9 protein-coding genes and 1 riboswitch are annotated in these 12,579 nt (G+C 62.7%); of the genes, 2 read left to right on the forward strand and 7 right to left on the reverse strand.

Translation table 11 applies throughout. From position 1 onward, the window contains the following. Nucleotides 1-115 precede the first annotated feature (115 nt). Entirely contained in the window at nt 116-1,066 is a 951-nt protein-coding gene (locus FHT70_RS20285) for a nucleoside hydrolase (RefSeq protein ID WP_183704386.1), read from the reverse strand. 70 nt (nt 1,067-1,136) lie between these two features. Then, nucleotides 1,137-1,556, reverse strand: a complete 420-nt coding sequence (locus tag FHT70_RS20290) for a cobalamin biosynthesis protein (RefSeq protein ID WP_183704388.1) — start codon at nt 1,554-1,556, stop codon at nt 1,137-1,139. A 99-nt stretch (nt 1,557-1,655) separates the two neighbouring features. Between FHT70_RS20290 and FHT70_RS20295 the strand changes: the two genes are divergently transcribed. Next, nucleotides 1,656-2,441, forward strand: coding sequence for a TSUP family transporter (locus FHT70_RS20295; RefSeq protein WP_097599981.1), 786 nt, complete (start codon nt 1,656-1,658; stop codon nt 2,439-2,441). Nucleotides 2,442-2,448: 7 nt separating this feature from the next. Here the strand turns inward: FHT70_RS20295 and cobO are convergent, their stop codons facing one another. The 4 genes from cobO to cobU are packed head-to-tail and all read right to left on the reverse strand — an operon-like array spanning nt 2,449 to nt 8,639. Continuing rightward, on the reverse strand, nt 2,449-3,084 hold the full coding sequence (gene cobO / locus FHT70_RS20300; RefSeq protein ID WP_183704390.1) for a cob(I)yrinic acid a,c-diamide adenosyltransferase: 636 nt from the start codon (nt 3,082-3,084) through the stop codon (nt 2,449-2,451). After that, nucleotides 3,084-7,064 carry a cobaltochelatase subunit CobN gene (cobN, locus tag FHT70_RS20305; RefSeq protein ID WP_183704392.1) on the reverse strand — a complete coding sequence of 1,327 codons (3,981 nt, stop codon included), beginning with the start codon at nt 7,062-7,064 and terminating at the stop codon, nt 3,084-3,086. Before cobN ends, cobO begins: the two co-directional genes overlap by 1 nt. Nucleotides 7,065-7,067: 3 nt before the next feature. Further along, nucleotides 7,068-8,123: a cobalamin biosynthesis protein CobW gene (cobW, locus tag FHT70_RS20310; protein WP_097599984.1), complete on the reverse strand. Its 1,056-nt coding sequence runs from the start codon at nt 8,121-8,123 to the stop codon at nt 7,068-7,070. A 6-nt stretch (nt 8,124-8,129) separates the two neighbouring features. Beyond that, nucleotides 8,130-8,639: a bifunctional adenosylcobinamide kinase/adenosylcobinamide-phosphate guanylyltransferase gene (gene cobU, locus FHT70_RS20315; RefSeq protein WP_097599985.1), complete on the reverse strand. Its 510-nt coding sequence runs from the start codon at nt 8,637-8,639 to the stop codon at nt 8,130-8,132. Between the two features lie 301 nt (nt 8,640-8,940). Beyond that, nucleotides 8,941-9,337: riboswitch (cobalamin riboswitch) on the reverse strand. Between the two features lie 226 nt (nt 9,338-9,563). Between cobU and FHT70_RS20320 the strand changes: the two genes are divergently transcribed. Beyond that, nucleotides 9,564-11,354, forward strand: a complete 1,791-nt coding sequence (locus tag FHT70_RS20320) for a chloride channel protein (RefSeq protein ID WP_183704394.1) — start codon at nt 9,564-9,566, stop codon at nt 11,352-11,354. Nucleotides 11,355-11,360: 6 nt separating this feature from the next. Here FHT70_RS20320 and FHT70_RS20325 read toward each other — a convergent pair whose 3' ends face one another. Continuing rightward, on the reverse strand, nt 11,361-12,449 hold the full coding sequence (locus FHT70_RS20325) for an adenylate/guanylate cyclase domain-containing protein (RefSeq protein WP_183704467.1): 1,089 nt from the start codon (nt 12,447-12,449) through the stop codon (nt 11,361-11,363). Nucleotides 12,450-12,579: the final 130 nt, after the last annotated feature.

Consider the following 12,579-nt stretch of genomic DNA (forward strand, 5'->3'; position numbering starts at 1 on the left):
GGCCTTGTCCCGAGTATCTGTGGCGGCCGCGGCAGACCCTCGACACAAGGCCGAGGATGATGCCAAAAAAGCAAGTCGAAAGTTGGCGCCTGCTGCAATCAGTCCTTCAAGGCCCTCAGCCGCGAAGCAGCGTATCGCGGATCAGCTTTAGGACCTTTTCCGGCTCGATCCTTGTGGTGACGATTTGGCTCGGCCGATCATCCCAATCGCCGGGCGGGAAGCGGCGGCCATCCGGCTTGACGATCGTCTGGCCGTCGGCAATGCCGCCGCAGACGACGCGCACCGCGCCCGATATCGACGAGAACAGTTCCGGCGCCACGACGTAGACTGCGGCGCAGCTGTCATGCACCATCATGCCGTCCTCGACCGCATGCTTGTAGAAGTCGATATAGGACTGCGAGAGTGCATCGAGCAGTTTCACGGCACCATCTCCCTCGGCCGCTATCCTGCCGAGATAGCTGCGGCTCATGGTGGTGATCGAGGTGACGTCGAGGCCGATGACTGCGACCTTCCACGGCGCTGTCATGACAATATCGGCGGCCTCGGGATCGCCGTGAATATTGGCCTCGGCGACCGGCGAGACATTGCCGGGAACATAGAAGTTGCCACCCATGATGACGACGTCCTTGACCAGGGTCGCAATCTCGGGATCCTCCTTCAGCGCCATCGCCAGATTGGTCATCCGTCCGACCGCGACCAGACGCACCTCGCCAGGATTGGCACGCACAGTGTCGATGATGAAGCGGTGAGCCGGGCGCGGATCGAGCGGCAGGTCGATCGCTGCGGGCACCTCGATATCGCCGAGGCCGTTGTCGCCATGCACCATGGAGGGCCATTCCCGCTCGGCGCGCGAGGCATCGATGGTGACGCTGGCGCCTTTGGCGACCGGCGCGGGAATATTCCACTCACGCTTGAGGAAGAGCGCATTGCGCGTCGTCGTCTCCACCGATGCATTGCCAAAGACCGTGGTGATGCCGATCAGATCGATTTCGGGATGGCGATGCAGGAAGAGAAGCGCCATGGCGTCGTCAACGCCCGGGTCAGTGTCATAAATGACCTTGTGCATAATATATCCTCTAAATGTGAATCGCGAGCCTGCCGGTTGGCGCCGCGAATTGCCGCCACCATAGCGACCGTCAGGCTTTCTGCAACCCGCCTCGGGCGACTGCCGCCGTCGCCTGCGCCGACTTGATTTTGCCAAGCACCAGTTCGGCATCGTCGCCGATCGCAGCAAACGCCGCCGATTCCGCAACACCATGGCAGCCGACGCGAGCAAAGACGACGGCCGATGGATTTCTGAGCCGCGGCGTTTCCCGCTCCAGTCGCGGAGCGTCGAAGAATAGAGCCGGCACGGCAAACTGCCTGGCGACTGCCAGGATTGCCGCCTCCTGCCGGCGGCTGTCGATGGAAGCAATGGCGGCGAGCTCATCCGCGCTGATCCCGACCGCCTCAAGCGCCGCGACGGCGAGCGCCAACACCTCCGCAGCCGGCGTCCCGCGCTCGCAGCCAAGACCGAGCACATGACGCCGTGACGGATTGAAAGATATGTCGCTCATGGAAGCAGCCGAATGTGCCGTTGCTGTGTCCTTGCAGCCATTGCAGCTTGGAGAGGGAAATGCAACAAGACCGGCTGAAAACCCTTCTGGAATAGCATCTTGCCTGACATTGCCCTCCATCTGCCTCTGCTGCTCTGCGCGGCTGCCTTCTTTGCCGGTTTCGTCGATGCAATTGCCGGCGGCGGCGGTCTCATCACCGTTCCCGCCATGTTGATCGCCGGCATCCCGCCGCTGCAGACGCTCGGAACCAACAAGGTGCAATCGATCTTCGGCGCAGCTTCCGCGACGCTCGCCTATGCCCGCAAGGGCCATGTGGAGCTTTCCGAACAGCTGCCGATGGCGCTGATGGCCCTCATGGGCGGGGCACTCGGCGCCGCTCTTGCCACGATCGTACCAGGCCAGTTGCTTCAAGCGATCATGCCTGTGCTGCTGCTGGCAATCGCGATCTTCTTTGCCGTCAAACCGAACCTCAACGATCTCGACAGACACCGCCTCATCACGCCCTTCGCCTTCGGCCTGACGCTGGTGCCGGCCATCGGCTTCTACGACGGCGTCTTCGGCCCCGGCACCGGCTCTTTCTTCATGCTCGCCTTCGTCACCCTCGCCGGCTTCGGCGTGCTGAAGGCGACGGCCCACACCAAACTTTTGAACTTCGGCTCGAATTTCGGTGCGCTGATCGTCTTCGCAAGCTTCGGCGCGATCCTCTGGAAGATCGGCCTGCTGATGGGCGTCTGCCAATTCCTCGGCGCACAAGTGGGCTCACGGCTTGCCATGCGCATCGGCGCAAAGCTGATCAAGCCGCTGCTCGTGATCGTCTGCGTCGCTTTGGCGGTTAAGCTGCTCGCCGATCCGGCAAATCCGCTGCGGGTCTGGCTCGGCCTCTAAAGCGCTCTCAGAACTCCACCCCCGGCTGTCCTTTGATGCCGGAGCGGAAGGGGTGTTTGACGAGTTCCATCTCCGTCACCAGATCGGCGATCTCGATCAGCTCTTCCTTGGCGTTGCGCCCTGTCAGCACGACATGCGTCATGGCGGGTTTCTCATTCTTCAGGAAGGCGACGACATCGTTGATGTCGAGATAATCGTAGCGCAGCGCGATGTTGACCTCGTCGAGTAGCACCATGCAATTGCGTTCGTCGCGGATCAGCTCCTTGGCCTTTTCCCAGGCCGCCGAGGCGGCGGCAATGTCGCGGGCCCGGTCCTGCGTTTCCCAGGTGAAGCCCTCGCCCATCGTGTGGAACTGGCAGAGATCGGAAAAATGCTTCTCGATCAGGTCGCGCTCGCCGGTCCACATCGCGCCCTTGATGAACTGCACGACGGCCGACGGCTTGCCGTGGGCGATGTGGCGGAAGATCATGCCGAAAGCGGCTGACGACTTGCCCTTGCCCTTGCCGGTATGGACGATGATCAAGCCCTTGCCGTCCGTCTTGGTCGCCATGATCTTGTCGCGCGCAGCCTTCTTCTTCGCCATCTTCTCGGCGTGGCGCGCATCATCCTTGGCCGCTTCGTTTTCCTGGATCTCGTCGCTCATCAGTGCACCTCATTCAGTTGCGTGGCTGCCAGGTCGAACCGGGCCGAATTGCTGCGCGGCGTCCAGAGCCCGCGATCGATCGCTTCGCGCAGCCGCTCTCGCATCTCGTCGAATGCCGCCGGGTTCTTCTCGATCATGAAGCCACGTACGCCTGGATCGGCGACGAAGGCCCGAAAGACCGCCTCGAAATGATGCGCGCCGACCGCGCCCGTCGTCGCCGCGAAGGCGAAGAGATAATCGACGGTGGCGGCGATCTCGGCCGCTCCCTTGTAGCCATGGCGCATGACGCCCGTTATCCATTTCGGATTGACCACGCGCCCGCGCACGACGCGGCCGATTTCCTCTTCGAGCGCGCGGATCACTGGTCGTTCGGGCCTGGAATGATCGTTATGATAGATTGCGGGGCGTTTACCGGCGAGTTCCTCGGCCGCCGCCGCCATGCCGCCTTCGAACTGATAGTAGTCGTCACTGTCGAGCAGGTCATGCTCGCGATTGTCCTGGTTCTGAATGACGGCTTGCACAGAGCGCAACCGCTCCTCGAAAAGGCCGCGTTCGGCCCTGCCTTCCTCGCCGGCGCCATAGGCATAACTTCCCCACACGAGATAGGCCTCGGCAAGATCGGCACGCCGCTCCCAGCCCTTTTCATCGATCAGTGCCTGCAATCCCGCGCCATAGGCGCCCGGTTTCGAGCCGAAGATGCGATAGCCCGCCCGCTTCGCCGCCGTCTTCTCATCGAGCCCAGCCGCAGCGAGCCGCGCGGTCTCGCCGCGCATTCGCCCGGCAATCGGATTATCCGCCGCGTCCTCTTCGAGCGCGCCGACAGCGCGGATCGCCTTGTCGAACAGCGCGATCTGCTCGGGGAAGGCGTCGCGGAAGAAACCGGATATGCGCAGTGTCACGTCAACCCGCGGTCGCCGCAGCAGAGCCGGCGGAATGATTTCGTAGCCGGTGACGCGCCGTGAGGCCATGTCCCAGACCGGCTTGACGCCGATCAGCGCTAAGGCCTGAGCAATATCATCGCCGCCGGTGCGCATGTTGGACGTGCCCCAGGCTGTCAGCCCGAAGGAGACAGGCCATTCGCCGTGATCCTGCACGTATCGGCGGATCAGCAGTTCCGCGGATTTCTTGCCGAGTTCGTAAGCAGCCGGTGTCGGCACCGCCCGGCTGTCGACAGAGTAGAAATTCCGCCCGGTTGGCAAGACATCCGGCCGTCCGCGTGTCGGCGCACCGGATGGGCCGGGCGGCACGAAACGGCCGTCGAGGCCCCGGAGCAGGCTGGCGATCTCGGCCGGACCACAGGCAAGGATGGATGGCTTGAGACGCGCTTCGATTTCGTCCAGCACGGCTCTGGTTTGGACCCAGAGGGTTGGGCACGCCATTTCACCGGAAACGAGCTTGGCGGCGAGCAGTTCAATGCGCTCGACGGTGTCACCGTTACTGCGCCAGGGGGCGTCGAGGATATCTGCGAGGACAGCCGGACGCGGGCCAGCCCAAAGAGCCGCCATATCGCAATCGAGTGGGTCGAACGGACGCTGAAGCGCGCGACTCCCCTTCTCCCCGGCGGGGAGAAGGTGGCCCGAAGGGTCGGATGAGGGGACCGCAGACTCCGCCTCGCTTGCGCTCAGCCACTCGCTCCTACCGTCGCTCGCCCCCTCATCTGTCCTGACGGACATCTTCTCCCCGCTGGGGAGAAGGGGGAAACTCAACCCAGCATCCCCCGCAATCGCCCGCTGCAAACTCGCATCGCCACCCTCTCCCAGCCCGCGCGGTACCCGCGCCAGCGCTACGGTGAGATCCGTCAGCAACCGCCCCTCCGGCGACACGCCGAAGACATGCAGCCCATCACGGATCTGCATCTCCTTCAGATCGCAAAGATAGGCGTCGAGCTTCTTAAGCGCCTCACCTTCGCTCTCGCCTTTCGCAATCCCCGCATCCCGATCCAGCCCGATATCGGTGACGAGATCGAGGATCTGGCGGCTGAGCAGCCGAATGCGGCGGGGATCGCCGCCCGAAGCTTCGTAATATTCATCGACCAGCGCCTCCAGATCCTTGAGCGGCCCATAGCTCTCGGCCCGCGTCAAAGGCGGCGTCAGGTGATCGATGACGACTGCGGCGGTGCGGCGCTTGGCCTGGGTGCCCTCGCCCGGATCATTGACGATAAAGGGATAAAGATGCGGCAGCGGTCCAAGGATCGCTTCCGGGTAGCACGTCTCCGACAGCGCCAGCGCCTTACCCGGCAGCCATTCAAGATTGCCATGCTTGCCCATGTGAATGACGGCATCGACGCCATATTCGCGCCGCAGGAAAGCATAGAACGCGATATAGCCATGCGGCGGTACGAGATCCGGCGAATGGTAGCTGTCCTTTGGATCGATATTGTAGCCGCGCGCCGGCTGGATGCCGATCAGGACACCGCCGAAGCGGGCGAAAGGCAGGGCGAAGACGCCATTGCGAAAATAGGGATCGTTCTCTGGCTCGCCCCAGCGGGCCGTCACCTCCTCTTGAATCTTTTTGGGAAGCGATTCCAGGAAATCTTTGTAGCGACTGAGCGAAAGGGCCTCGCGGATAAGCCGGCCGTCATGTCCCGAATTGGTCGGCCCCTCCATCAGATGCTGGATCAGCGCGTCACCATCGGCCGGAAGATCGGCGACTGGATAACCCGCGGCCGCCATTGCCCGAAGCACCTCGATGCTGCCGGCCGGCGTGTCGAGCCCGACGCCGTTGCCGAGCCGGCCGTCGCGGTTTGGATAATTGGCCATCACGAGAGCGATGCGCCTCCTATTGGCTGGCGTCCCGCGCAGCCGCGCCCAGTTGGCGGCCAGTTCCGCCGTGTAGCGCACCCGACCGGCATCGGGCATGCTGGCGACGATGTTCGCCTCGACAACAGCGTCGTAACGCGCCGCCGTCTTGAAGGACACCGCCCGCGCCAATATTCGCCCATCGACTTCAGGCAGCGCCACATTCATGCCGAGGTCGCGCGCCGACAGACCCTGCGACGAAGCCACCCAGGCCTCCCTCGACGAAGCCGACAGGATTGCCTGCAGCACGATGGCGCCATCCGCCTCCAGCACCGTCGGTTGCCGGTCCGCGCCCGGTGCGGAGACCGCAAAGCCCGTTGTGTTGATGACGACATCCGGTTTCAACGCCGAAAACACGCTCTCGAGAACGCCTGTCGAAACGGGATCCTTTAGGCTGTAGGCAAAGACCGGCAGCGGCCGCAGGCCAAGCGCGGCCAGGGCCTCGATCAGCGCCTCGAGCGGCCCGGTCTCGCCGCTCTGGACCAGGGCACGGTAGAAGCTGATGGCGACGATGGGGGACGTGGGTTCGAATTCCACCTCTTCTGTCGAGCTTGGTGTCCCACGCTTGACGGACGACGTTGGCGCGACATGCGAACCGACGACCCGCCGCCACTCCTCGACCCCGATCGCCCCTCGCCCCGGCCACCAGATGCCCGCCTTCATCAGCGGCACCGCCGGCGCCGGCTTCTCCGCCCCTGACAGCATCGCCGAAGCATAGGCGAGAAAATCCCGCGCATTGGTGTCGCCGCCTTCGATCAGGTAGGCCCACAGCCCGTTGAGATCGTCGAGGTCAACATTGGAGAAAGGAACCAGCCCGGCATCCGGCTTGGCATCGCCAGGCAATACCGCAATTTTCACGCCATTGCGGGCAGCAACGGCGTGCAGCGCCTCCAGCGCATAATGGAAATAGCTGGCGCCGCCGAGCGCACGCACGACGATCAACTTGGCGTGCCGGGCCGTTCGCTCGACATAGGTATCGACCGACATTGGATGCTTGAGGCTCATCAGATTCGCGAGCCTCAGCGAATGCGGCATCCCTTCACACTCGTGATAGGCGGCAGCAATCGCGGCGAGTTCGGTGTCGGCAGCCGAAAGAAACAGGATATCGCCGGGCGACTGGCCGAGGTCGATCGCCTCCTCGCCGTCGCTGATCGTTCCCTTCTGGGCAAGAAGCAGATGCATCGATTATCCTTGAACGAGCGCTTCGATCGCCTTGCGTACCGCGTCCTCGTTCATTTCATGCAAGCCGATGACGACGAGGCGCGTGCGGCGCGCCTCGCCCGCTGCCCAGGCGCGGTCGAAATACTGGTCGATGCGGCTGCCGACGGCCTGCAGTTGCAGGCGCATGGGCTTGCCCAAGACGTCGATGAAGCCTTTGAGGCGCAGCACATCATGCTCGGCGATGATGCCCTTCAGCTTCTCGACAAAGCCCGTCGGATCGGAAACAGCGCCGAGTTCAACAACGAAGCTTTCGAATTCGTCGTGGTCGTGTGGCGCCCCCTCCTCGTGCTCCAGCTCGTGATGGGACTTGCGGTTGGCGATATCGTCTTCCGTGCCGATGCCGAGGCCGAGCAGCACGCCTGCCGGCACCTCGCCATTCCTGGCTTCGATCATGACCGGCTTGCGGGCAATGCGGGAGGCGACTTCGCTCTTCACGCGGTCAAGGCCATCGCCATCGATCAGGTCGGTCTTGTTGAGCACGATGAGATCGGCGCATGTGAGCTGGTCTTCGAACAGCTCCTCGATCGGGCTCTCATGATCGAGCGAGTCGTCCTCGCTGCGCGCCGCCTCGACTGCATCATGGTCGTCGGCGAAACGGCCGGCGGCAACGGCCGCACTGTCGACGACCGTAATGACGCCGTCGACGGTCACCTGGGTGCGAATATCGGGCCACTTGAAGGCGGCGACCAGCGGCTGCGGCAGGGCGAGGCCGGAGGTTTCGATGACGATATGGTCGGGCCGCTGTTCGCGCTCCAGGAGCTTCGTCATCGTTGGAATGAAATCGTCGGCGACGGTGCAGCAGATGCAGCCATTGGTGAGCTCGATAATGTCGTCCTCGCTGCAATTCTCCGCGCCGCAGCCCTTCAGGACCTCGCCATCGACACCGAGATCGCCGAACTCGTTGATGATAAGCGCAATCTTTTTGCCGCCGGCATTGGTGAGCAGGTTGCGGATCATCGTCGTCTTGCCGGCGCCGAGGAAGCCGGTGATGACGGTTGCGGGGATTTTCTGCTGGTTCATGGAACTTCAACCCTTCATTTTCAGCGGCAGACCGGCCGCGATGAAATAGACCTCGTCGGCCTTCGCCGCGATTATTTGGTGCAGCCGTCCGGCATGATCGCGAAAATCGCGCGCCATGCGATTGTCAGGCACGATCCCGAGACCAACCTCGTTGGAAACGAAGACGAGTTGCGCCTTGGCGCCGGGGAGGAAATCGGCGAGCGCGGCAAATTCCACAGCCATCTCGCGCTCCGCCATCATCAGGTTGGTCACCCAGAGCGTCAGGCAATCGACAAGCACAATGCGTCCCTCGCCATCGATGGCGGCAAGCACGCCGAAAAGATCGAGCGGCTCCTCATGCGTCATCCAGGAAGGGCCGCGATCGGTCCTGTGCTGGGCAATACGCGTCTGCATCTCCTCGTCCCAGGCACGGCCGGTGGCGAGATAGTGGCGCTCGAGGCCGCTTGCCCTAACGAGATTTTCGGCGAAACGGGATTTGCCGGAGCGTGCCCCGCCGAGGATGAGCGTGGTGGTCATGCCCGAATATTCCTCTGAGGAGGCGTGCCGCTGCAGCTTGTTCTAGTTTTAACTCTATGAGCCACGGTAGCCAAAACTTTGCTTGAGAAAGCATAATTAATCACGGCGCGGACGCGCCGTGGCCGGGTTCCTGTGACAAGCACAGGAATGAGGGAGGAAAGGAAGGCGCGTAATACGCAGACATAACCTGAAGGCGACGAACCGGCACCTCTCATACGCACCACCAGAGGCGGCGTTGAATTCGTTCTTTCAGCCAAAACAACCTCCGTGCTGGCAGCGGGTCTCTTGCCCAGGTTTGGGCTGTTCGCCCGGCACGGAAGGCAGGTCTCCTGGCTCGCGGTTATCGGCGGCGATCGGGGGCGAACCGGAAGCCCGGTCGCCCCTGATCGTGCCAGCGGATCTGCCTCGCCTTCCCGGCTGCCTCGGTGAAAAGGTGGACGATTCGTAGAGATAGAGGCGTCCGACCCCGGTTGATCACCATGCATTTCCAGTGGCTTTTCCGGCATGTCGCCCATCCCGCCCGCCTGCACGATTGCGGTTAGGCCGGAAGGGGTTCGATGCCGGATGGAAGACCCTGACCGCTCTACAGTCGCGGGGTCGGCTGCGATGAAGGCGCCCGATGTGGGTCCGCCCCGTCACATTCCCTTTTCATCCGGAAGGCGAAATGCCGATCCGGAACCATCCGTTATTCCTCAGATGGTTAGGCAAGCTGGCGGGTGAAGTCAACCGACCTTCGCCACCACCTTCCCGCTGGACTGCGCGAAAGGCCGGCCAAGACCACTGACCGTACCGGAAATATCGTCTTTTATCAGTGGCTTACGTCATGAATATTCGACGTGTCCGTCGGCTTTTCGCCGCAATTGCGTTGCAAGGCGACTGCACCTCCGCCCTTGACCCGGCCTCTCCTCGCCTAGTTGTCTAGCCATGCTTATGAAATTGGATCGGCGCCGCCTGCGCGCGCTGCGTGTTTTCTTCGATCCGGGGCGACTGCGCGCCCTGACGCGCCGCAGCGAAGTCGGCCTCTCGCTGGCCGGCGCCATCGTCGGCATCGCCTCGGGGCTTGCCGTGACCGGCATGAGCTATGTCTCCAACCAGCTGCACCAGCTTGTTTTCGGCATCGCCGACAGCGAAAGGCTGAGCGCGTCGGTAATCCATGACAAGATGCTGCTGCTCACCGCCCCCGTCATCGGCGGCGCCCTGCTCGGCCTGCTGTTCCTGGTGCTCGCCAAACGGCGCAAGAAACCCATGGTCGACCCGATCGAGGCGAATGCTCTGCATGGCGGCCGCCTCTCCCTGACCGATAGCATCATCGTTGCCGTACAGAACCTGATCTCCAACGGCTTCGGCGCCTCCGTCGGCCTGGAGGCCGGCTATACCCAGCTCGCCGCCGGCATTGCCTCCAAATTCGGCCTGAAGCTGCAGCTGCGCCGCTCGGACCTGCGCATCCTCGTCGGTTGCGGCGCGGCCGGCGCCATTGCCGCCGCCTTCAACGCGCCGCTGACGGGCGCCTTCTACGCCTTCGAGCTGATCATCGGCACCTACACCATCGTATCGCTAACCCCGGTTGTGGTCTCCGCCCTCGTTTCGACCCTCATCGCAAGGTTGCTTGCCGAGGGCGATTTCACCATCGATATCGGCAGCTTCGGCTCGGTCGTGCCGGCCGATTATATCCCGGCGCTGCTGCTCGGCGTCTTCTGCGCCGGCGTTGGCATTCTCCTCATGCAGGGCGTGGCCTTCATCGAGGAGGTGGCGCGCAAAAGCTCGATCGCTCCGCCCTTTCGGCCGGCGCTCGGCGGCATCATCGTCGGGCTTCTCGCGATGATCTCGCCGCAGGTGCTTTCGGCCGGCCACGGGGCGCTGCATCTCAACTTGTCCCGCGACGTGACGATCCCGGCGCTGATCGGTCTCTTTCTCCTGAAATCGCTGGCTTCGGCAATCTCGATCGGTTCTGGCTTCAGGGGTGGTCTGTTCTTCGCCTCGCTGTTCATGGGCGCCCTGCTGGGCAAGCTCTTTGCTTATTGCGGCCCCTATTTTGCCGATGCGACATTAACGCCGGTCATTTATGCTGTGGTCGGGATGAGTTCCCTGGCGGTCGCCGTCATTGGCGGGCCGCTGACGATGACCTTTCTGGCGCTCGAAATCACCGGCGATTTCCCGATCACGGCACTTGTTCTTGCGGCCGTCATCACCTCCTCACTCGTCGTGCGCTCGGCCTTCGGCTACTCCTTCGCCACATGGCGTTTCCATCTGCGCGGCGAGAGCATCCGCAGCGCCCACGACGTCGGCTGGATCCGCAATCTCACCGTGAACAAGCTGATGCGCGCCGACGTGAAGACGGCAAGGGCCGATATCTCGCTGGAAGACTTCAAGAGGGCCTTTCCGATCGGCTCGACCCAGCGCGTCATTCTCGTCGACGAGAACGACAAATATGCTGGCCTCGTACTGGTCCCGGAGATCTACGCTAACCCGACCGACGCTCAGGACGAGGGGCAGACGCTTGCCGATTTCATCCGCTATCGCAATGATTTCCTGCAGCCGCAGATGAATGCCAAACAGGCGGCGGCGATCTTCGACAAGAGCGAAAGCGAAGCGCTCGCCGTCGTCAACAATCTGATCGAGCGCAAGGTCGTGGGACAGCTCAGCGAAAGCCACACGCTGCGCCGCTACAGCGAAGAACTCGACCGGCGCCGCCGCGAGGTGTCGGGCGAGATCTGAGCGAGCCTAAGAAGCGGCGCCGGCAAGCCTGTAAACGTCGGCTCTCTTCGAGACGCCGCGCAGCTCGAAAGCGCCGAGATAGTCGCAGGGCACAGCGCAGGTCGCAGCGAAGCTTTCCGACAGCAGCAGGGGCTGCTCAAGCGTTCCGCACAGCTTCTCGAGCCGCGACGCCTCGTTGACCGCCCTGCCGATCACGGTGAAGTCCAGCCGGCCTTGGGCGCCGACATTTCCATAGAAAACCTCGCCGAGATGCAAGACGACATCAATCCCGATATCGGGGCCACCATTCAAGGTCCGTTCGCGATTGAGCTCCTCGTTTGCCCTCAACAGGTTCTGTGCCGAAGCCAATGCGGCCTTGCAAGACATTTGCGGATCTTCGGCGTCCGTCGGAAAGATCGCCAGCACGCTATCGCCCATGAACTTGAGGATCTCGCCGGAATTTTCCTCGACGTGCCGGTCGATCAGCTCGAAGTGCTCGTTGAGAAAGCCGACGATCTCCCCCGGCTGATAGGCCTCGGTCAGCGCCGTGAAGTTGCGGAGGTCGGCAAGCAGGATGGCGGCGTCGATGGAGCCGCCCATTCCCCTGCGGGTTTCACCGGCAAGGATGCGCGCGCTCGTCCTGGCGCCGGTATAGACGGCGAGGATATCGGTCGCGGTCTTGGAAACCGCGACACGGTAAGCGGCAAGCCCCAGCGCTGGGAACAGTTCATCGATGATCGCCAGCTGATCATCTGAAAATCCGCCCCGAGCGTCACTCGTCAGAGAGAAACCGAGCCCGCGCAGCGCGACTTCCTTCGGGAACTCGAAAAGATTGACCACATGGTCCGTGCCGCCGGCAAGCGCAAATTGGTGGAGCTCGCCATAGTGGAGACCCTCGCCTTTCGCCAGGTTCCACCGCCCCGTCTTCTCACCGCGGTTCAGAAGAAAGAATATCGGCGTCTTCTCGAAGTTGCGCTCGGTCTCGCTGCCGTGCTCCGCATTCTCGAGAACGGTCTCACCGCCCCGCATGAAATTGGCCGCGATGCCGCGATACATAGGATGTAGGGACGGCATGCGGATGCTTGCCCGCCAGATCGGAAACCCGTCCGCGATCAGCCGTTCACACAGGCCGGCGACGAGATCGCCGATATGCTCGCTGGTGATTCCCTGCTCTATAACCCACTGAATATGATCTTTAATTTTGAAAACCTCCGCATGAGGTGGGGAACCAGGAATTGCGTCACCA

Origin of the sequence: Rhizobium sp. BK049, from assembly GCF_014193135.1 — a bacterium.
GTDB lineage: Bacteria > Pseudomonadota > Alphaproteobacteria > Rhizobiales > Rhizobiaceae > Rhizobium.